The 20,704-nt window shown below is 69.6% G+C and carries 19 protein-coding genes, 1 pseudogene and 1 riboswitch; of the genes and pseudogenes, 11 read left to right on the forward strand and 9 right to left on the reverse strand.

Going from position 1 to position 20,704, the window contains the following annotated elements; translation table 11 throughout:
- Positions 1-529: 529 nt before the first annotated feature.
- Positions 530-1,318 carry a hypothetical protein gene (locus IEY55_RS24915; protein WP_189060978.1) on the forward strand — a complete coding sequence of 263 codons (789 nt, stop codon included), beginning with the start codon at positions 530-532 and terminating at the stop codon, positions 1,316-1,318.
- A gap of 87 nt (positions 1,319-1,405) precedes the next feature.
- Entirely contained in the window at positions 1,406-1,696 is a 291-nt protein-coding gene (locus IEY55_RS24920; RefSeq protein WP_189060979.1) for a hypothetical protein, read from the forward strand.
- A gap of 81 nt (positions 1,697-1,777) precedes the next feature.
- Here IEY55_RS24920 and IEY55_RS24925 read toward each other — a convergent pair whose 3' ends face one another.
- The 4 genes from IEY55_RS24925 to IEY55_RS24940 all read right to left on the reverse strand — a co-directional run bounded on the left by IEY55_RS24925 (position 1,778) and on the right by IEY55_RS24940 (position 5,178).
- A complete protein-coding gene (locus IEY55_RS24925; protein ID WP_308424786.1) occupies positions 1,778-2,347 on the reverse strand; it encodes a hypothetical protein in 570 nt (189 codons plus the stop codon).
- 219 nt (positions 2,348-2,566) lie between these two features.
- Positions 2,567-2,926 (reverse strand): helix-turn-helix domain containing protein, encoded by a 360-nt coding sequence (locus IEY55_RS24930; protein ID WP_229686734.1) that lies wholly within the window; start codon positions 2,924-2,926, stop codon positions 2,567-2,569.
- Between the two features lie 696 nt (positions 2,927-3,622).
- Complete coding sequence (locus tag IEY55_RS24935) at positions 3,623-4,807, reverse strand: NAD(P)/FAD-dependent oxidoreductase (protein ID WP_189060981.1); 1,185 nt, start codon at positions 4,805-4,807, stop codon at positions 3,623-3,625.
- A 14-nt stretch (positions 4,808-4,821) separates the two neighbouring features.
- Positions 4,822-5,178 (reverse strand): DsrE/DsrF/TusD sulfur relay family protein, encoded by a 357-nt coding sequence (locus IEY55_RS24940; RefSeq protein ID WP_189060982.1) that lies wholly within the window; start codon positions 5,176-5,178, stop codon positions 4,822-4,824.
- Between the two features lie 84 nt (positions 5,179-5,262).
- On the opposite strand from IEY55_RS24940, the gene IEY55_RS24945 reads away from it, so the two are divergent.
- Positions 5,263-5,922, forward strand: a complete 660-nt coding sequence (locus tag IEY55_RS24945; protein ID WP_189060983.1) for an ArsR/SmtB family transcription factor — start codon at positions 5,263-5,265, stop codon at positions 5,920-5,922.
- Positions 5,922-7,109, forward strand: a complete 1,188-nt coding sequence (locus IEY55_RS24950; RefSeq protein ID WP_189060984.1) for a cysteine desulfurase family protein — start codon at positions 5,922-5,924, stop codon at positions 7,107-7,109. Before IEY55_RS24945 ends, IEY55_RS24950 begins: the two co-directional genes overlap by 1 nt.
- Before the next feature lie 139 nt (positions 7,110-7,248).
- Here IEY55_RS24950 and IEY55_RS24955 read toward each other — a convergent pair whose 3' ends face one another.
- Complete coding sequence (locus IEY55_RS24955; RefSeq protein WP_189060985.1) at positions 7,249-8,625, reverse strand: M28 family metallopeptidase; 1,377 nt, start codon at positions 8,623-8,625, stop codon at positions 7,249-7,251.
- Between the two features lie 152 nt (positions 8,626-8,777).
- Positions 8,778-10,358: a dolichyl-phosphate-mannose--protein mannosyltransferase gene (locus IEY55_RS24960; RefSeq protein WP_373290056.1), complete on the reverse strand. Its 1,581-nt coding sequence runs from the start codon at positions 10,356-10,358 to the stop codon at positions 8,778-8,780.
- Positions 10,359-10,454: 96 nt separating this feature from the next.
- Here IEY55_RS24960 and rsmI point away from each other — a divergent pair, with 96 nt between their 5' ends.
- Complete coding sequence (gene rsmI / locus IEY55_RS24965) at positions 10,455-11,303, forward strand: 16S rRNA (cytidine(1402)-2'-O)-methyltransferase (protein WP_229686735.1); 849 nt, start codon at positions 10,455-10,457, stop codon at positions 11,301-11,303.
- Positions 11,304-11,419: 116 nt separating this feature from the next.
- On the opposite strand, the gene IEY55_RS24970 is transcribed toward rsmI, so the two are convergent.
- The 3 genes and pseudogenes from IEY55_RS24970 to IEY55_RS24980 all read right to left on the reverse strand — a co-directional run.
- Positions 11,420-12,739: an aminodeoxychorismate synthase component I gene (locus IEY55_RS24970; protein WP_229686744.1), complete on the reverse strand. Its 1,320-nt coding sequence runs from the start codon at positions 12,737-12,739 to the stop codon at positions 11,420-11,422.
- A gap of 106 nt (positions 12,740-12,845) precedes the next feature.
- On the reverse strand, positions 12,846-13,040 hold the full coding sequence (locus IEY55_RS24975; protein ID WP_189060988.1) for an ABC transporter permease: 195 nt from the start codon (positions 13,038-13,040) through the stop codon (positions 12,846-12,848).
- A gap of 59 nt (positions 13,041-13,099) precedes the next feature.
- Positions 13,100-13,180: pseudogene (locus tag IEY55_RS24980) on the reverse strand (PadR family transcriptional regulator); the annotation flags it as partial.
- 76 nt (positions 13,181-13,256) lie between these two features.
- Between IEY55_RS24980 and metG the strand changes: the two are divergent.
- From metG to IEY55_RS25010, 6 genes are all read left to right on the forward strand, one after another.
- Positions 13,257-15,050, forward strand: coding sequence for a methionine--tRNA ligase (gene metG / locus IEY55_RS24985; RefSeq protein ID WP_189060989.1), 1,794 nt, complete (start codon positions 13,257-13,259; stop codon positions 15,048-15,050).
- Positions 15,051-15,082: 32 nt separating this feature from the next.
- Positions 15,083-15,916: a TatD family hydrolase gene (locus tag IEY55_RS24990; RefSeq protein ID WP_189060990.1), complete on the forward strand. Its 834-nt coding sequence runs from the start codon at positions 15,083-15,085 to the stop codon at positions 15,914-15,916.
- A gap of 263 nt (positions 15,917-16,179) precedes the next feature.
- A complete protein-coding gene (locus IEY55_RS32255) occupies positions 16,180-17,274 on the forward strand; it encodes a resuscitation-promoting factor (RefSeq protein ID WP_189060991.1) in 1,095 nt (364 codons plus the stop codon).
- 11 nt (positions 17,275-17,285) lie between these two features.
- The gene (gene rsmA, locus IEY55_RS25000) at positions 17,286-18,170 is read left to right on the forward strand and encodes a 16S rRNA (adenine(1518)-N(6)/adenine(1519)-N(6))-dimethyltransferase RsmA (RefSeq protein WP_189060992.1); all 885 of its coding nucleotides are present in this window, start codon (positions 17,286-17,288) and stop codon (positions 18,168-18,170) included.
- Between the two features lie 435 nt (positions 18,171-18,605).
- A riboswitch (SAM riboswitch) is annotated at positions 18,606-18,696 on the forward strand.
- 219 nt (positions 18,697-18,915) lie between these two features.
- Positions 18,916-19,941, forward strand: coding sequence for a methionine ABC transporter ATP-binding protein (locus tag IEY55_RS25005; RefSeq protein ID WP_189060993.1), 1,026 nt, complete (start codon positions 18,916-18,918; stop codon positions 19,939-19,941).
- Positions 19,938-20,621 carry a methionine ABC transporter permease gene (locus IEY55_RS25010; protein ID WP_189060994.1) on the forward strand — a complete coding sequence of 228 codons (684 nt, stop codon included), beginning with the start codon at positions 19,938-19,940 and terminating at the stop codon, positions 20,619-20,621. The genes IEY55_RS25005 and IEY55_RS25010 overlap by 4 nt, the downstream gene beginning before the upstream one ends.
- Positions 20,622-20,704 lie beyond the last annotated feature (83 nt).

A 20,704-nucleotide genomic window follows, 5' to 3' on the forward strand; every position in this document is an offset into this window, starting at 1 on the left:
CACTGTGGATCATCGCGCAGAGGTCCACGATGTGTTCCCGGGAAAATCCAGTGGTATGATACATGTCAGGCGGTCCGTTGTTGTGAGGCTTGAGTGTGGTAACCCGATTCTCACAACAAGCGGGCCGTCGTCTATGTCAACACACCGGACAGATGCTTGTTCCACCCCATCGTGAATAAGCCTCAAGCTGACCTGGCGAGTTTGCTACGCAAGCTCGCCGAATCGACCTTTGACCACACCGAACCGCTGGAGACGACGGTCGTCAGAATTCTGTCCGAGGCGGACAGGGTGATTCACGGCAAACGACGGCCCTGCCGACCGGCCGTCATCAACGGTTTGGCGGCACGATACGGACTGCTCGGACAGCCACCCGCCACATTGGAGGAAACAGGCGCGTCATGGGCGTAACCAGCGCGCCCGCCAGATCCAGAAGCAGCACGAGGCTCTCCACGGGCTGCATCTGTGGTGGCCGCAACTCGACGCCGCGTTGGAGCTTGCGAGCAGGCAGGCTCCCTGCACTGAGTTGGCGTTGGCCGACGAACTGCTCCACAGAGGCCTCACCACCATTCGGTACAGCCTCGGCAGCCTGCGCGCGTTCGCCGAGTTCGCCGGACGACCGTTCGACCTGGACGTCAAGGACGGGGTCGTCACCGACGATCCCGATGCCCTCACCGCCGTGTACCGGGCAACTCGCAGGCTTGCCGAGCGGCAGGGCCTCGCCACGCTGCTCCAGGTCAGTGACGAGGTACTCGACGCCGGTGTCGTCGTTACCGAGGACGACGTCAGAGCACTGTTGGAGGCGTCGGAGTCAGTTGTGTGGCTCGATGAGGGCCACGTCACCTGGCGGCCCTCAGTGCGCAACCGCCTGGTCAACACACTCCGCACACTCCTGTCCGTACATCAGCCCGTCGACCTACTCAGCGCACGGCAGGCGGTCGAAAACTTCTGGGCCTACCGCAACGCCGGCCGAACCGCAGACCAGGCAGATCTGGTGGTCCCGACCCTCACCGGCCTGCGGGCGTTCTGCGAGTGGCACGACCAGCTCGCGGTCGACGACGGCGAGCTAAGCGCGACAGTCCCGCTGGACCTCAACGAGGAGCTCGGTGTCGAGGCGGCGCTTCTCGTCGAGCTGATCAGGATGTCACCGAACGGCGTCCTCGATCGTACGAGCCTGATGGAGACCGCCGAGGCGTTCGGCCTGAACCTCAGCACGGTCAGCGTGTACCTGACCTTCCATCCCGCATTCGTGCAGCTGGACCGAAACGCGTGGACCGTCCGCGGTACGCAGGTTGCCTCGGATGTGGCCGCGACCGTCTAGGCCCAGGCGCGGGCACGCTCGCTGACGGAGAACCGCGACTTCCGCACCGGCGTAACGCCGAACGGTCGCTCATGGGTCCTGTTGGCCGTGACGTCCAACTTCAGGCTGACCGGAGTGCTGCTGCGTCGATGGCTCCCGCCTGGTACCCCGTCCACGAGATTCGAGCTGACCGACGGACGAGGCGAGCCGTGCGGCACCGCCGTGTACAACGACGAGACGGGATTCACGCACGGCTTCGGCAGCTACATCCGGCGGTTCTGCCTGCGCGTCGGCGAGTACGTGTACATGTGCGCTGATCCCGACGAGGAAACGGCCACCGTCACCCACGGAAGCTGCGACGAAGTCAGCCGTCGGGCGCAGACGAACCAGGCCGACTGACACGGTGCCACGGTGATGGAGACGTCACGACCAGTTGCCCAAAACTAAGTGATCACCGCCACCTGCAACGTTCATCCGTCATCAAGCTCCAACCTGGGCGGTCACTTGATCTTGAGCTGACCGTCCTTGTAAGTCGGCTCGGATGATCGCCACGAGCAGCCGGGAACGAGCGGCACCGATGCGGAGCTTCTTCCGAAGCGTGTCTGCGGAGCTCGGTCGGCGATGCGCAACCCAATGATGTAGGTCCTCCTCCCTCGCTCGCTCAAGCAGATGACCGTCGACCCTGGAAGCTGGCCGGTTGCTCTGTTTGTCTGCCGACGTGTCGGCAGACTGCACCTCGTCGCTGGACGACTCCGGTGCCGTCCTTTTGATAACGGTCGGTTCATCGGCGAACGGCGCCTGCATCCCGTTCACGTCGTGGGGCGCTTCTTCGGTCGGCCGACTCGCTGTGGTCAGCGCCCTCAGCAGATCTGGGCCAACCTCGGCCCTGCCGATCAGCAGCAACGGGCCTACGGCGTCGAAGGCGGCCTTGCCATACTGGCCTGCTACGAGCGGGTCAGCCACGTTCAGCGCGAGGGTTACCACGCTCGCAAAGATCAGCAGCCGCCGGGCGGGCCGCAGTTGTGCCGACGGCGTCCCGGCCAATGCCATGTGTCGACTGCCGAGCAACAGCCCGAGGATCGGAGAGATCGACAGCAGGTGCGACGAGTGGAGTGACCCAGACGGGCACGCCGAGCCGGAGGGCGGGGTTGAGGACGTTGCCGAAGCCGAAGAGGAAGGTGAGGCCGACGACGCCCATGATCACGGTGACGGCATGCACAACAGCGGCCCCGCCGGAAGCTGATCGAGTCGACATAGCTGCTCGCCATGTCATCGAGCACCATCTGCTTCGACGCGCGGACGTCCTTGTGTGTCTCGGGTGGGGATGCCGCGTTCGCGCAGTTTGTTCAGGACGGTGGTGTGGTTGACGCCCAAGTGATCGCCGACTCGTGCCAGGGACCAGCCGAGTTTGTAGAGGTGGATGGCGTCGTCGACCTGGTCGGGCGTGAGGCCGCGTCGGCGCAGGGGGATGCCGTGGCGGTGGAGGATATTGCTGACCGTTCGCCGCTCGATGCCGAACCGGTCACCGAGCTCGTACACCGTCGCACCGGCCTGGTAGTCGGCGATCAGCTGCTCGACTTGATCGGCACGGAGTTGCCGGGCCCGGCGAGGTCGGTCGCGCTTGATCAAGCTCGGCTCGGGTGCATCGAGGCTGGGAAGCTTCTCACGGAGACCTTCCAGCTCTCTGACCTGGTCTTTTATGTTCGAGTAAGGTCCCCTAACCTCCACCCTAGAGGTGCTACTCGAACAGTGGCCTGTGTGAAGGCCCTGGAGTGGGGCCGCGACACCAGAGTTCGCACAAGGGCCACCCGCACATCGGGTGGCCCTTGTGCTGTCGTGGGTCTGTCTGTTGGTGGTTGCGGTGTGATGGCCGTCTCGTCCTGTGTGCGGGATGCGTTGGACTGCGTGAAGTTGTCCGAAAAGCTCCCAGAGGTGCCGTTGGCGATGTTCCCGTCCTCGATGGAGAGGGCGTGGAAGATCGCGTGGCTGAGCAGGCGCTGTTGCTGATGGCTCCTACGGGGGACCGCCACGTCTTCGGCTGTGTCTCGCATTGAGTGATCAGGCGGGCGGGGTCTGGGCGACTGTCCACTGTGATCACTGTGAGAGAGGGGTCAGCGTGGGCAGACGTCCTGTGCGTACCTGTCGGGGTGAGGTGGAACAGGCTGAGCGGCGTGGTGCCAGATGCTCGTGCGGCGCACCCAAAGGCGTCGGGCACGGGCCCGTCCCGCGTGTGGCGCAAAGGCCACTCGGGCACACAGTCGGTATGGCTGCTGGTTCTCTACCCGGTCCAACGGTGTTGCGGAGGCCCGCGTTCAGGAATCTCGTTCAGTTGGTACGCGGCGGGGCGGAGTTCCAGGCGGCGCGCCACTCGGTCTCTTCATGTTCCTTGGCGTGGTGCAGGTCGAGTGACGGTGGGGACAGGACGATCTGGGGACCGTTGGAGTGGTAGAAGTCGCCGGCGCCGAGGGCGGCCTGATGGTTGCCGACCTCGAGGTAGCAGTGGCCTTGGCCGTCGAAATGCGGCTCGGGTGCGTCGTAGCCGAGGTGGCGGGCCACTCCCGCAGCGACGGTGCGTGCCTGTCCTTTGGCGAAGACCGCGGCTTTGGGCAGTGGTTTGCCGTTGGGCAGAGTGATCGAGGCGATGTCGCCGAGTGCCCACACTGCCTGGGCCGGCGCGGTCAGCGTGTGCGGATCGACCGGGATCCAACCCTGCGGGGACAGCCCGGTAGCGGCCGCCGGTGCGGAGGGCCGATGCGGTGGGACGAACACCAGCAGGTCGAAGGGTGCCCGTGTGCTGTCCGCGAAGACGATTTCGCGTGCGGTGGCGTCGATACGCTCGACTTGGTGGCCGGAGTGGAAACCGATGCCCGCTGTGGTCAGCATCGATACGACACTCTGCCCGACGGTGGGCCCTGCCACGGGCATCGGTTGCGGTTCGGGGGTGTAGACGTCGATCGTGACGTTGTCGCGGGCGCCGGTCTCGGTGAGCAGGTCGGCGGCGAGCATCGCCCCTTCGTAGGGGGCGGCCGGGCACTTGTAGGGAACGCTGGTCACGAGAAAGACAGTTCGGCCCGATCGGGTGCGGCGCAAGGCGTCATGGGCGGCGGCCGCCGCATCGGGGGTGTAGTAGTGCACGGCGTTCCCGGCGGCCATCGCGTCGTCGAGACCGGGTACCGCCGCGGTGTTCAGTTGAGCGCCAAGGGCGACGACGAGGGCGTCGTAGTCCAGCGCTCCCTGGTCGGTGCGGACCAGACGCTGGCACAGGTCGAGCTCCTCGACCGTGGCGGTGACTCGGCGCGCCCGGCCCAGGGCGTCCCTGGTGGGCGCCACCGTGATGTCGTCGGGCTGCCGCCAGCCGCGGAGCAGCCAGAGCAGGGACAGTCCTTGGGTGTGGGTGTCATTGCGGTCCACCAGGGTGATGTGGTCGGCCGGGTCCACGTGGTTCTGGAGTTCTCGCGCGACGCTCAGGCCGCCGATGCCGGCGCCGAGGACGACGATGGTGCGGGCCATGACGGGTGTCCTTCCTAGACGTTGATGGTCTGGTCGGCCCAGGCGGTCCACTCGGCCAGCTCGGCCATGGACGAGCGGTGCACCCCGGCCAGCAGCTGGTTCTCCTCGGACATGCCGCGGGCGTCCAGGCAGGCGCCGCAACTGCCCACGGTCGCGCCCTTGGCGAGCAGGGAGCGGGTCATCCTGCCGATGTTGTAGAAGCCGTTGGGCACGCTCTGTCCGTCCCTGGCGGCGACGACCGCGTCACCGAACAGGAACATCTTGACCTGGTGGCCGGCGTCGGCGGTGAGCATCTGCGTGGCCCAGCGCAGGCCGTTGTAGGTGCGTTCGGTGCCATAGGGCGGGTCGTGCAGCACGAACAGGAACTTCATGTCTACCTCCACGGCGGGTACGGACTGGTCTGGCTCACCCCTCAACCACACGCTACACTATTCCATAGAACTTTGGAGGATGTGATGGACGACGCTGTCACCAAGCCGATGGTGTTTGACCAGATCGCCCGGGTCGGCAAGGCCCTGGCCAGCGGGAAGCGCCTGGAGCTGCTGGATCTCCTCGCCCAGGCCGAGCGCACGGTGGAGGCACTGGCCCGCGCTGCCGGGCTGGGGGTGACCACGGTCTCGGCGCACCTGCAGACCCTGAAGCAGGGCGGCCTGGTGGCAACCCGCAAGGAAGGCACCCGCGTCTACTACCGGCTTGCCAGCCCCGCTGTTGCGCGGCTCTACGCCGCGGTGCGCGATGTGGCCGTTACCCACCTGGCCGATGTGGCCGCGGCAGTCACCGCCTTCCTCGGCCCGGGCGTGGAGAACGTGACGCGTGAGCAGCTCCTGCGGCGGGCTGATCGGGGCGAGGTCACCGTGATCGATGTGCGCCCGCCCGAGGAGTACGCGTCCGGGCACATTCCCGGTGCCCTGAGCGTTCCCCTCGACGAACTCCCGCATCGGCTGGAGGAACTGCCTGTGGACACCGAGATCGTGGCCTACTGCCGGGACGCCCAGTGCGTGCTCGCCCCCGACGCCGTGCGGCTGCTGACCGACCGGGGACGCCCAGCGCGCCAGCTCGCCGACGGCATGCTGGAGTGGCGTCTGGCTGAGCTGCCCGTGGAGGCCGGTGCCTGATGAGCGACCCGCGTCCCGCCCTGGCGGACGGCCCGATCTACCTGGACTACAACGCCACCACCCCGGTCGACCCGCGGGTGGTCGAGGCGATGTTGCCCTACCTGACCACCTGGTTCGGCAATCCCTCCAGCGGCCACCACTACGGCCAGGCTCCCGGCGCCGCGCTGGCCCGCGCCCGCGACCAGGTCGCCGCGCTCCTCGGCGGCTGCGACGGACGCATCGTCTTCACCGGGTCCGGTTCCGAGGCTGACAACCTCGCCCTGCGCGGCGCCGTCCTGGCCAGCGGGATGGATCGCCCGCATGTGATCGTCCCGCGCACCGAACACCCCGCCGTGCTGGAGACATGCCGCGCTCTGCAACGTCTGCACGGCGTGGACGTGACCTACTTGCCTGTCGATGGTGAGGGCCTGGTCGCTCCGAACACCCTGGCAGCCGCACTGACCCCGCGCACGGTGCTGGTGTCGGTGATGGCCGCAAACAACGAGACCGGCTCCCTGCAACCCGTCGAGGAACTCGCCCGTGTTGCCCACGCACACGGGGCGCTGGTGCACTGTGACGCCGCCCAGGCCGCCGGAAAGATCCCCGTGGACGTGGCGGCGCTGGGAGTGGACCTGGCAACCGTGGCCGGCCACAAGATGTACGCCCCGAAAGGCATCGGCGCTCTCTACCTACGCTCCGGTCTGACGCTGGAACCGCTGATCTACGGTGGCGGGCAGGAACATCGCCTGCGCTCCGGAACCGAGAACGTTGCCCTCGCCGTCGCCCTCGGGACCGCGGCGGAACTCGCGGCCGGCGAGCTTGTTGCCGGAAGCCAGGACCGCCTCCGAGGGTTGCGGGATCGCCTGCATACCCGGCTGGAGCGTGCGTTGCCGGGCCGGGTGCTGCTCAACGGCCCGCCCGAGCCGCGCCTGCCCAACACCCTCAACATCAGCATCATCGGCACTCTGGGCCACGACCTGCTGACCGCCGTTCCCGGCATAGCCGCCTCCACCGGCTCGGCCTGCCACTCCGGCAGTCACCAGCCCTCACCAGTGTTGCGGGCCATGGGGCTGGACACCGGCCGCAGCCTGGCCGCGCTCCGGCTGTCACTGGGCCGGTGGACCACCGAATCCGACGTCGAACGAGCAGCCGACCTGGTCACCACCACCGTGCACACCCACTTGGACGCGGCCCACACCCGCGCGTGACCATGCCTCGATCCAGGCCCACCGCCAAACTTGCTGGCCCGTTCGACATCGCCGGGGGCGCGAGCAGTGGTGAGGTGCGCGGAGCGGCCACCGCACGGGCGGCCGCTCCGCGTGGGCCGGCAACGGGCGACGGTCGGAATCAGTGCTGGCGGGCGAGGTTGTATGCGGCACAGCCAATGAGTTCCAGGGACACCTGGAGGCGCTGCGGGCTGATGTTGGCCGCGATTGTGTCCTCGGGCGTGTGGTACAGCGGTTCAAGCTGGTGGGGGCCTCCCTCGCCACGCCAGCTGAAGTTGCCGGCCGGAATTCCGCGTTGGTGGAACGGAACATGGTCGCTGGCACCCCGTCGGGCTGGACCGTGTGCCTGGGTGTAGCCGAGTCGGCGCGCGGCCGCCGCCACCGCGTCCGTCGTGGCGTTCCGGCCACCGTCCAGAGACAGCAGCCAATATGTGTTGGCGGGCGGGTGGCTGGTAGCGACCATGTCGTTCTGGAAACAGCCCGCGATCCGGCGCGCCCCGGCATCATCGAGCTGGTTGACGTAGTGGCGGGATCCGAGCAGCCCCTGCTCCTCGGAGCCCCACAGCGCGAAACGAACTGCCCTACGGGTCGGGAGAAGTCGCAGTACGCGGGCAAGTTCCAGACACAGCACGGTTCCGCTGCCGTCATCGTTGGCGCCGGGAGAACCCGGTACGGCGTCGTAGTGGGCCGTGACCATCACGACGCGACCGTCACCGCGAGACCGTGTCGCGGGGCGTTCCGCGATGACGTTGTACGAGGTGAGGTTGTGAAAGTGAAAGGTGCTGAGCCACAACCAGAGCCCGCCCTGACCGAGATACTCGCGCGCGACTTCACCGTGGTACTGGGCCAGTCCCAGGATCGGGATCGGGAACGACTCGCGGAACCGCGGGGTGAACGCGCCGGCCTTGCGCTCCGGATTGCTGGAACGGGCAACCATCAGGACGGCGCGTGCACCACCTGCCACCGCCGAGCGGACCTTCGCCAGGCTGTCCACCCCAACATGGTCGAACAAGACGAGCTTCCCCCGGACGTCCGGGGGAAAGTCGGCGGAGTCCCCACGCCCTGCATCCACCACGTGACCCGTGACACCCATCTCGAACGTGCCCTCCGGGGAGGCACCGGACTGCAGCATCCGGCCGTCGGGGATGCGGAGGTCGGCAAGGTACTTGTCGGGAGCCGGAAACGGCTGAAGCTCGACGCGGTACTGCAACCGGCGGAGCACGTCAGCCATGTACTCGGCGGCTTCATGCTCCTCCCCCGTGCCGCCGACGCGCGGCCGGAGCCAGTCGGAGAGGTGTTTCAGGTGTTGCAGGGCCCGCTCGGCGCTGACCCGGGCGATGACCGGCCAGTCGCTGACACCGAGATCGGGCGGGCTCGCGGCACCGGGACGGGTTCTCGTGGCACCGGCCGCGGTTCCGGGGAGGAACCCGGCGGTGGCGACACCGGCCAGTGCGGCCGCACCGGCCAGCAGGTTACGACGACGGAGATAGCGGGTCACGGGCGTCTCCTCGGTGAACCTCGACGGATGGCCCCGCCACGGTGGCGGCGGGGCCGCTACGTCGGATGTCGGTCGAACCGGGGGCGCCCTCGTCAACCCAGAAACCTACGGTTTGCCTGCGGCGGCGAACAAGGACTTGACAGGATCGGGTGTCACCGCCAGGAGGGCAACCACATCTGGGCGTTCCACAACCAGGTGGGGATCGCGTTGCCGTTCAGGATCGGCCACAGCCACACGAAGTTCGCCACTACCAGACCCACGTAGATCGCCACGACCAGGCGTCCCGTGCCGCGACGTTCCGGCCCGGCGCTGGCCCGTCCCAGAACCTGCCCCAACACCAGCACCAGGCCCAATACCAGAAACGGCGCCATCGGGGTGACGTAGAAGAAGTACATCTGCCGGTCGAGGTTGGCAAACCACGGCAGGAAACCGGCGAAGTAGCCGACGAGCACCGCGGTGTAGCGCCAGTCCGTTCTGGCGATCGCCCGCCACAACGCCCATCCCAGCATCGGCAGTGAGACCCAGTACAGGGCGGGCGTGCCGATCAACATCACCGCGCCCAGGCAGTCCGACCGGCCGTCGCAACCGGGCGCCCCGCCACCCTGCTCCAGGTAGTAGAGCATCGGCCGCAGCCCCATCGGCCACGTCCACGGCTTGGACTCCCAGGCGTGCGGGCCCTTGGCCGTGGTCAGGTTCTCGTGGAACTCCAACACCTTGGAGCTGTAGAACCACAGCGAGCGCAGGGCATCCGGCACGAACCAGAACGCCGAGTCCCGGCCGATCTCGGTGCCCACGGCATGCCGGTCGATCGCGGTCTCGCTGCCGAACCAGGCCCACCAGGTCGCCAGGTAGGCCAGGATCGGCACCGCGGCCAGCGACCCGAACGCCGGCACCAGGTCACGGCGGATCGTGCCCGCCCACGGCCGCTCCACGCCCGCCGTCCGGCGGGCCATGACGTCCCACAACACCGCCAGCACCGCGAATGCGGCCAGGTAGTAGGCACCTGACCACTTCACGCCGCACGACAGGCCCACCAGCAGCCCGGCGGAGAACCGCCACCACCGGAAGCCGAGCCGCGGCCCCCACGGTGTCTCGTCGACGCGCCCCTCCCGCATCGCCACCGCCAACCGCGCCCGTACCTGGTCGCGGTCCACCAGCAGGCAGCCGAACGCGGCCAGCACCAGCACCGCCAGGAAGACGTCGAGCATCCCCACCCGGGACTGCACGTGGCTGACGCCGTCGGCGATCAGCAACAGCCCGGCCAGGCCGCCCAGCAGCGTGGACCGGGTGAGCCGCCGTGCGATCCGCACGATCAACAGCACGCTCACCGTGCCCGCCACCGCGGCGGAGAACCGCCAACCCCACCCGTTGTAGCCGAACAGCCACTCACCGATCGCGATGAACTGCTTGCCCAGCGGCGGATGCACCACCAGGCGGAAACCGGGGTTGTCCTCGTAGCCGCCGTTCCGCAGTACCTGCCACGCCTGCGGCACGTAGTGCTTCTCGTCGAAGACCGGCGTGCCCTTGTCGGTCGGGAAACCGAGGTTCCAGAACCGGACCAGGGCGGCCAGGGCCGTCAGCGTGAGCGTCACCACCCAGCCGCGCAGCCGGTCGGTCGGTGGGGGTGGGCCGAACCGTTCCGCCGGGCCGGCCAGGCGCGTGGTCCGAGCGACCGGAGGGACCTTGCCGACGTCGACAACCTCCTCCGCGGCGCGCGGGTCCAGGACGTCCACCCCCCCGCCGCGTCCGGAGTCCGGGCGACCGACGCCGTCCTGTCCTGCGCTCCGTTCGCTCACGCGCCCGATCGTAGGGTGAGGGGTGTGAACCCAATGCACCGTTCGGGTCGCCTCGTGCTCGCCGCCACGCCGCTCGGCGACGCCCGGGACGCCTCGCCGAAGCTGGTCGAGGCCCTCGGCACGGCCGACGTGGTCGCCGCCGAGGACACCCGACGGCTGCGGGCGCTGGCCACCGCCCTCGGGGTGACCCCGGCCGGGCGGGTGGTCAGCTTCTACGACGCGGTGGAGACCAGCCGGCTGCCCGGGCTGCTGGCGGCGGTCCGCGGCGGGGACACCGTCCTGCTGGTGACCGACGCCGGCATGCCCAGCGTGTCCGACCCCGGCTACCGGCTGGTGGCGGCCTGCGCCGAGGAGGGGCTGCCGGTGACCTGCCTGCCGGGCCCGTCGGCGGTGACCACCGCGCTCGCCCTTTCCGGCCTCCCGTGCGACCGGTTCTGCTTCGAGGGCTTCCCGCCCCGCAAGGCGGGGGAGCGGCGCCGGTGGTTCACCGCACTCGCCAACGAACAGCGCACCCTCGTGTTCTTCGAGTCACCGCATCGCCTGGCCGACACCCTGGCCGCCGCCGCGGAGGCGTTCGGGGCCGACCGCCGGGCGGCGGTGTGCCGAGAGCTGACCAAGACCTACGAGGAGGTGCGCCGCGGCGGCCTGGCCGAGCTGGCCGGGTGGGCGGCCGAGGGCGTACGTGGGGAGATCACGGTCGTGGTGGCCGGGGCCGAGCCGGCCGGTGCCGCGGCCGACGACCTTGCCGCGCTGGTCGCCGAGGTGGAGCGGCGCGTCGCCGCCGGGGAGCGGCTCAAGGACGCGGTGGCCGAGGTGTCCGGCAGCAGTGGCGGAACCGGAAAGAAGACTTTGTACGACGCGGTGCTGGCCGCCCGCCGCTGAGGCGCCCCGTGCCCGGAACCGGCCGGCCCGGCCGTCGCCCACGGGGAGAACGCCGCGCCGGCCCGTGACGTCGGCCGGGGCGGGTGCCGCGGTTCCGGCTCCGAGCGACCAGCGGGTTAACGGGAGGCCACGGTCAGCGACGGCTCGTGCAGGAGGACCTCCAGCGGTGCCGCCTTGGTCAGGCACTCCTGCCACTCAGCGTGCGGGTCGGAGTCGGCGGTGATCCCGCCCCCCACACCCAGCCACAGCAGGTCGCCGTGCCGCTCCAGGGTGCGGATGGCCACGTTCAGCTCCATCCCGGCCACCGGCGAAACCAGGCCCACCGCCCCGCAGTAGACCTCCCTCGGCACGCCCTCCAGGTCCGCCACGACCTCCAGCGCGCGCAGCTTCGGCGCCCCGGTCACCGAGCCGGGCGGGAAGGCCGCGGCGAGCAGTCCGGCGTCGTCGACGTCCTCCCGCAGTCGTCCCTCCACAGTGGACACCAGGTGCCAGACACCCGGATGCGGCTGGACATCCAGTAGCTCGGGCACGGTCACGCTGCCCACCTCGCACACCCGGCCCAGGTCGTTGCGCACCAGGTCGACGATCATCACGTTCTCGGCAACGTCCTTGGTGGACTCGCGCAACAACGTGGCGTTGCCGTCGTCGGCCGGCCCCCGGCGGGGCAGCGTGCCCTTGATCGGGCTGGACCGCACCACCCGTCCCCGGCGGGACAGGAACAGCTCCGGCGACAGCGACGCGACCGCGCCCCAGTCACCGGCCACGTAGGCGGCACGCGCCGGGCGCAGCCGGGCCGACCCGGCGGCGAACACCTCCACCGGATCGCCCTTGAAGTCCCATTCGAAGCGGGTGCACACGTTGGCCTGGAAGATCTCGCCGCGGGCGATCTCCTCGACACAGGCGGCGACCGCGGCCTCGTGCCGCTCGGCCGGCGGCCGGCGCTGCGACCCGGTCCACCACGGCTGCGGCGGCGGGTCCTCGGTGGTGGCCACCAGGTCGGCCAGCTCGGCCGCCAGCGCCTCCGGGGGCGGCTCGTCCACGCCGACCAACGCCTCGAACCACCACTGGCCGTCAGCGTCCCGGCGCAGCACGTGGTCGGCCCAGCCCCAGGCGGCGAGCGGCAGCCGGCGGGGCAGGGGCCAGTGCCCGGGGTCGGTGAGCCCGTAGCCGAGGTAGCCGAACCAGCCACCCCCGACCACACCCGGGGGCAGCGCGTGGGTGGCCGTCACCGGCTGCCGGGCCGGCACGGCGAACGCGGCGGCCGGGGCCACCGGCTCGATCCGGACCGTGGGCGCGAGCACGTCCTGGCCGCCGAACCAGCGGCCCAACAGGGCGGCCGGCCGCGCCAGCCCGGCGAGCTCGGCGCGCCCGGCCAGCCGGCGGAGCACCTGCTCCGGCTCGGCATGGCCGGGCAGCGGCCGGGTCACGATCCACACCGCGTCCACACCCACATCATCACTCGAACGGACGAGTAACGGGTCTCCGGGTGGTCGGGCCAGCGGCCCTGGGACGCGGGCCCGGCCCGACCACCCCATCATCCGATCAGGCGGCGCGACGACGGTAGGCCCGGACCCCCAACAACACCGCGACCAGCAGGGTGACGGCCAGCACCAGCGAGCCGCCCGCGACCGTCCAAGAGACATGGTCACCGCGGAACAGCGCACGCTCGTCCTCAACCGCGTACGCCAACGGGTTGACCCGGGACACCGCCCGCAGCCAGCCCGGCGCGAAGCTCATCGGCAGCAGCCTCGGGACAGTGGGCTGGTCAAGTTTGATCAGTCGCGGTAGTCGGCCGGCAGCTCACGGCGGACCTGGTAGCCGTGCCCCTGGTCGGCCATCCGGACGACCCCGAGCACCAACGGTGGGGTCGCCGAGATCCCACGCCTCCTACCAGCCGCGACCTTGCCCAACCCGCTCAAATGCGTGTCGCGGCCATCCGTAGGCTAGGCGGATATGAGCACCCATGTCCTCACCGCGGTGGCCTGGCCGTACGCCAACGGCCCGCGGCACATCGGGCACGTGTCCGGCTTCGGGGTCCCCTCCGACGTGTTCTCGCGTTACCAGCGAATGTCCGGCAATCGGGTGCTCATGATCTCCGGCACGGACGAGCACGGCACGCCCATCCTGGTCCAGGCCGACAAGGAGGGACTCGGCGCCCGCGAGACCGCCGACCGCTACAACCGGGTGATCGCCGAGGACCTGCAGGGGCTCGGGCTCTCCTACGACCTGTTCACCCGGACCGTCACCGGGAACCACTACAAGGTCGTCCAGGAGCTCTTCCTCGCGCTGTACCGCAACGGTTACGTGGTCCCGCGCACGACCAAGGGCGCGGTCAGCCCCTCCACCGGGCGCACCCTGCCCGACCGCTACATCGAGGGCACCTGCCCCATCTGCGGTTATGACGGCGCCCGCGGTGACCAGTGCGACAACTGCGGCAACCAGCTGGACCCGGTCGACCTGATCAACCCGCGCTCCCGGATCAACGGCGAGAAGCCCGAGTTCATCGAAACCGAACACCTGTTCCTCGACCTGCCCGCGTTCGCCCAGTCGCTGGGCGAATGGCTGTCCACCCGCACCGAGTGGCGGCCGAACGTGCTGAAGTTCAGCCAGAACCTGCTCGGCGACCTGCAGCCCCGCGCGATCACCCGCGACCTCGACTGGGGTGTGCCGATCCCGCTCGACGGCTGGCGCGACCAGCCCATGAAGCGCTTCTACGTGTGGTTCGACGCGGTGATCGGCTACCTGTCGGCCTCCGTGGAGTGGGCCCGCCGCAGCGGCGACCCGGACGCCTGGAAGGCGTGGTGGTGCTCCGAGGACGCACAGTCCTTCTACTTCATGGGCAAGGACAACATCGTCTTCCACTCGCTGATCTGGCCGTCGTTGCTCCTGGGACAGAACGGCCAGGGCGACAAGGGCGGCCAGGTCGGTACCTTCGGTGCGCTGAACCTGCCCACCGAGGTCGTCTCCAGCGAGTTCCTCACCATGAGCGGCTCGAAGTTCTCCACGTCGCGCGGCACCGTCATCTACGTCGGCGACTTCCTGCGCGAGTTCGGCCCGGACACCCTGCGCTACTTCATCTCCGTGGCCGGCCCGGAGACCCAGGACGTCGACTTCACCTGGGAGGAGTTCGTCCGCCGGGTCAACTTCGAGCTGGCCAACGAGTGGGGAAACCTGGTGAACCGCTCGATCGCCATGGCGCACAAGAACGTCGGCGCGGTGCCCGCACCGACCGCGCCCCAGCAGGCGGACGAGGAACTGAAGGCGTTGGCGCGCAACGCCTTCGACGTCGTCGGAGGTCACCTGGGGCGCTCCCGGTTCAAGGCCGCCATCGGCGAGGCGATGCGCGTCGTCAGCGCGGCCAACAAGTACCTGTCCGAACAGGAGCCGTGGAAGCGCAAGGACGATCCCGAGCGGCGGGACACGATCCTGCACACCGCGCTGCAGGTCGTCAGCGACGCCAACCGGCTCCTGACGCCGTTCATCCCGCACGCCGCGCAGAAGGTGCACGAGTTGTTGGGTGGCAAGGGAGTGTGGTCGGCGCAGCCGGAGCTGCGCGAGGTCGACGACCTGGACATCGCCGCCACCAGCTACCCGATCATCACCGGCGACTACGCGGCCGAACAGGCTCGGTGGGAGTCCATGCCGATCGAGGTCGGCCGGCCACTGGAGAAGCCGACCCCGCTGTTCGCCAAGCTCGACCCCAAGCTCGGCGAGACCGGGCCGGAGTGGGCACCGATCGCCGACTGATCGCCCCCGACGCCGAACATTCGGAAAAACCCTTGGCACGCAACGGAGAACGACCGCCGGCTCCGGAACCCCTCCCGGTGCCGGCGGTCGATGCGCACACCCACCTGGACGCCATCGGCTGCGCGGACGCCGAACAGGTGCGGGCCGCCGTGGACCGCGCGGCCGCCGTGGGCGTGACCCGCGTGGTCACGGTGGCCGACGACCTGGCCTCGGCGCGCTGGGTAGCCCGCGCCGCAACATGGGATGAGCGGGTGTTCGCCGCGGTCGCCCTGCATCCCACGCGCACCGCGAGCTTCGACGACGCCGACCGCACCGCGATCGAGGAACTGGCCCGGCAGCCGCGGGTGGTCGCGGTCGGCGAGACCGGATTGGACTACTACTGGGACTACTCGCCACCGCACGCCCAGCAGGAAGCGTTTCGCTGGCACATCGACCTCGCCAAGCGCGTCGGCAAGCCGCTGATGATCCACGACCGCGAGGCGCACGAGGACATCTTCCGCACCCTCTCCGAGGAAGGCCCGCCGTCCACCGTGGTCTTCCACTGCTTCTCCGGCGACGAGGAGTTCGCCCGCCGCTGCGTGGACGCCGGCTACGTGCTGTCCTTCGCCGGGACGGTGACGTTCCGGAACGCACGCGCACTTCGGGACGCGGTTCGCGTGGTGCCGGCCGACCAGCTGCTCGTCGAGACGGACGCACCGTTCCTGACACCCCATCCGTACCGGGGTCGACCGAACGAACCGTACTGTGTTCCCTATACGCTCCGCGACATTGCCACTCTTCGCGGTGACGACCTTGTTGCCTTGGTCTCATCCACAACGGCGACGGCCGAGCGCGTTTTCCGGCTACGGGAGATCCCCTCCTTGTGACGCAACGTGATCGCCTTGCTCCACGTTGAGTGTTTGCCCGAGGCAACTGGCCGCAGCGGATTGTTCTGGGCGCGATCTTCCATTAGCGTGCCGTGACCGGTAGCCGGGATGAGGAGAACCCCCGGGTGCCCCCGCGACCCTGTGCGCGACGCCGAAGTGCGAGCCGGTGCCGCGACGGTGCGGGGACGCCGTGTCGTCCCACCCCGAGGGACGGCCGGTCATGCACTCTCCTCTGCCCGGAAGAACTCCAGACTGGACAACAGGTGAGTAAACGCACGTTCGCACGGGCCGCGACCGCGGCCACGCTCCTGGTTCTCACCGGCAGTGGCGCTACCGCCGTCGCCATGGACAAGTCGGTCACCGTCACCGTGGACGGTGAGCCGCAGGACCTGAACACGTTCGCCGCCACCGTCTCCGGCGCCCTGGACGCCGCCGGTCTCGACCTCCGCGAGCACGACACGCTCGCCCCCGCCGCCCACGCACCCATCTCCGACGGCAGCCGCATCGTCCTCAAGCGCGGCCGCATGCTGCGGTTGCGGGTGGACGGCAGGGAACGCGAGGTGTGGACGACGGCCCTGACCGTCGAGGAGGCGTTGCGCCAGCTCGGGATGCGCACCGAGGGCGCGATCGTCTCCGCCGACCGTTCCCGGCGCATCCCCCTGGAAGGGCTGTCGGTGGACCTCAAGACCGCCAAGGTGGTCACCGTCGTCGACGGCGGGAAGCCGCCGCGCGAGGTCGCTACCAACGCGGCCACCATCGAGGAGTTCCTCCGCGAGCTGGGTGTGCCGCTCGAGCAGGACGACACGGTCAACCCGGCCAAGACCACCAGCCTGACCAACGGTGCGCGCATCGAGATCACCAGGCTGCGCACCGAGGAGGTCACCGAGAAGAAGAAGATCGACCCGCCCGAGGAGAAGATCGAAGACCCCGAGATGTATCAGGGAACGACCAAGGTCGAGGACAAGGGCGAGCCCGGCGAGAAGGTCGTCGTCTACCGGGTCACCCGGCGCAACGGCAAGGAGCTGCGCCGCGAGGAACTCTCGGTCAAGGTCGTCAAGGAGCCCAAGCCGAAGAAGGTCCGCGTGGGCACCAAGCCGATGCCCGACAGCGAGGTGTGGGACCGGCTGGTCAAGTGCGAGGCCGGTGGGAACTGGAACATCAACACCGGCAACGGCTACTACGGCGGTCTGCAGTTCGACAAGCAGACCTGGGACGCCAACGGCGGCGAGCAGTACGCCCAGTACCCACACCAGGCTACCCGGGAGGAGCAGATCGCGGTCGCCAGCAAGGTGCGGGACCGCCGGGGCGGGTACGGCGCGTGGCCGCACTGCTCGTCCAAGCTCGGCCTGCCCAGGTAGTTTTCTTCGCTGTGACAGGTGAACGTCAGCCGGCCGGGCCGGGGAGCGGTGCGCTCCTCGGCCCGGCCGATGTCCGGCGGCTCGCGACCGAGCTGGGGGTGCGCCCCACCAAGAGGCTGGGGCAGAACTTCGTCCACGACCCGAACACGGTGCGGCGCATCGTGGCCGCGGCCGAGCTGCGCGGCGAGGACGTGGTGGTGGAGGTCGGGCCCGGGCTCGGCTCGCTCACCCTGGCCCTGCTGCCGGTGTGCCGGGCTGTGGTCGCGGTCGAGATCGACCCGGTCCTGGCGGAACGCCTGCCGCGCACCGTGCGCGAGCACGCGCCGGACCTGGCGGACCGACTTCGCGTGGTGCCGGCGGATGCGCTCCGGGTGACCGCCGCGGACCTGGGGGAGCCCGTGCCGACCGCGCTGGTGGCCAACCTGCCGTACAACGTGGCGGTCCCCGTGGTGCTGCACCTGCTCGCCGAGCTGCCCGCACTGCGGCACGGCCTGGTCATGGTGCAGGCCGAGGTGGCCGACCGGTTGGCCGCCGCGCCGGGCAGCCGGACCTACGGCGTGCCGAGCGTCAAGGCGGCCTGGTACGCGGACCTGCGCCGCGCCGGACCGGTGCCACGCACGGTGTTCTGGCCGGTGCCCAACGTCGACTCCGGGCTGGTGGCCCTGACCCGGCGCGAACCACCCTCGAACGTGGAACGGGACAAGGTGTTCGCGGTCGTGGATGCCGCCTTCGCGCAACGGCGGAAGACGCTGCGGGCAGCCCTGGCCGGCTGGGCGGGCTCGGCCACCCGTGCCGAGGAGATCCTGCGCGCCGCCGGGGTCGCCCCCTCTGCCCGGGGCGAGCAGCTCGAGATCGCCGACTTCGCGCGGATCGCCGAGGCGGCGCAAGAGCGCTGACGGGCGTTGGTGGCCTCGCTGGCGGGTGAATGCCGACGGGATGACCGGGCCCATTGCTGACAGCGGCCAAACCGGGCATACGGGCTGAAGCGGGTGGAGGGATCCGCTGCATTTGCAGTCCGCGCTTGTGCTGCAACCGGTGGCGGCCCGTTGATCGACCTTCAGCGCGGGAACTGACACATTAGTGACAGGTTTTCAGTCGAAAGCTTCATCACTTCGAGCCAAGTAGTTGGTACTCCTCCCGAACGGCGGTGCGCCCTCGTACGCGGCGCTCGCCGGGGCAGTACATGATCACGTGGCGTGTGTTCGCCATCACTCCCGGGTGGTCCGGTGGTGCCTTCGTGCCGCTGTTGGTGTGATCTGCGAAACTAACCCACCTCTTGGGACGTCCCTGGACTTGCCATGTGCGGGGGCGGTCGGTTCTACTGTTCGCGCAATCCATCCCGAGCGGCCGAGAGACCTGGCTCGACGACGCCGCAGCAACCACCCCTGCAGGGGCAGGTGCTAACGCCAGGAGCGATGGAGCGGATATGCCTCGTCAGCCAGCGCAGCGAATGCTCACGCGTCGGCGCGTTGTCGACCAGTGCCGTCGCACTGTGTCCGCGTGTCGCGTCGGCGCCTGAACCAGCGTTCCTTTCCCCTTCCAGTCCTTATCCCGAGGACGCGCCCGTCGCCGCCGGAGCCGGACACCGGAGCATCTGGCCGAGCAGCGGGGCGCCCTTTCGTGTGCTGCCGTGGAGTTGACGTGATCACTGTCGAGAACCTGGTGAAGACTTTCCCCAGCCGGAGCGGGAACGTCGTGGCATTGGACGGCGTGTCGCTGGAGGTGCCGCAGGGCACCGTGTGCGGCGTCGTCGGGCAGAGCGGTGCGGGCAAGTCGACCCTGGCCCGCTGCATCGCCCTGCTGGAGAAGCCCGACTCCGGCGCCATCCGGGTCGACGGCACCGATCTCGTCCGGCTCAACGGCGCCGCACTGCGCGCCGCGCGGCGGCAGATCGGCGTCGTGCCGCAGGGCGACTCGCTGCTACGGCAGCGCACCGTCGCCGGCAACGTGGCCCTGCCGCTGGAGTCCGCCGGCGTCGCCCGCCTGCAGCGTCGCGCCCGCGTCCTGGAACTGCTGGACCTGGTCGGCCTGGCGGACAAGGCCGGCGCCTACCCCGACCAGCTTTCCGGCGGCCAGCGCCAGCGGGTGGCGATCGCCCGCGCGCTGGCGGCCACCCCCTCGGTCCTGCTGGCCGACGAGCCCACCTCCGCGCTGGACCCGGAGACCACCGCCTCGGTGCTCACCGTGCTCGACCGCGCCCGCGCCGAACTCGGCGTGACGGTGCTGATCGTCACGCACGACATGGACGTGGTGCGCCGGGTGTGCGACGACGTCGCGGTCCTGGAACGCGGCCGGGTCGTGGAGCACGGCAAGGTCCTTGAGCTCATCTCGGGTGACAGCCGGACCGCGGCGGCCCTGCTGCCGCAGACCGACCAGACCACCGGACTGTCCAGTGTGGACAGCAACGTCGGCTACGGCCGCTACGATGGGATCGCCGAGGTCGTGCTGGTCGGCTTCGCGGCCGTGGGTGCGTTGCTGCCGGAGGCCTCCAGCCGGTTCGGCGTCAACCTCGCCCTGCTGGGCGGCGGCCTGACCCGGCTCGGCGACACCCCGGTCGCGCGGTTCCGCGTCGGCCTCACCGGTGACCGCGCGGACGCGGCGCTGGACTTCATCTCTGAGCACGGTGGCGTGGTGCGACGACGCACCCGCGAGGAGGTAGCTGCGTGACGACGGCGACGTCGTGGTCCAAGATCTCCGATCTTCTCCTGGAGGCAACCAGCGACACTCTCTACATGGTCGGGGTCTCGACGCTGCTCGCGGCCCTGCTCGGCATTCCGCTGGGGGTGTTGCTGCACCTGACCGCGCCCGGGGGACTGAGCCCGCAGCCACTGCTCAACCGTCTGCTGTCGGTGGTGGTGGACTTCGGTCGCTCGCTGCCGTTCATCGTGTTGCTCATCGCGATCCTGCCGTTCACGCGCACGATCGCCGGCACCACGCTCGGGCCCGCGGCCGCCGTCGTACCGCTCACCATCGGCGCGATCCCTTTCGTGGGGCGGCTGGTCGACAACGCCCTGCGTGAGGTCGACGCGTCGGTGGTGGAGGCGGCGGTCACCACCGGTGCCAGCAAGTTCCGCATCGTGCGCAGCGTGCTGCTCCGGGAGGCCGCCCCGGCCGTGGTCGCGGCGATCGGGGTCACCGCCATCGCACTCGTCGGCTACTCCGCCATGGCGGGCGTGGTCGGTGCGGGCGGACTCGGCGACGTCGCGGTGCGATTCGGTTACCACCGCTACGACTACCGCGTCATGTGGGTCACGGTGGCGGTCCTCGCCGTGCTCGTGATCGCCATCCAGCTTGCTTTCGACGTCGTGGCGCGGGCGATCGACCGCCGTCGCCGCGTCAACGCCTGAATCCCCTACCTAGTAACAAGAACATCCGGGCGGATGTCCGTTCCGGGTTGAACTGGTCGGCTCCGGGTTTCGCTGCGCGCCTT

It is taken from the genome of Longimycelium tulufanense, from assembly GCF_014645795.1.
Taxonomy (GTDB): Bacteria; Actinomycetota; Actinomycetes; order Mycobacteriales; family Pseudonocardiaceae; genus Longimycelium; species Longimycelium tulufanense.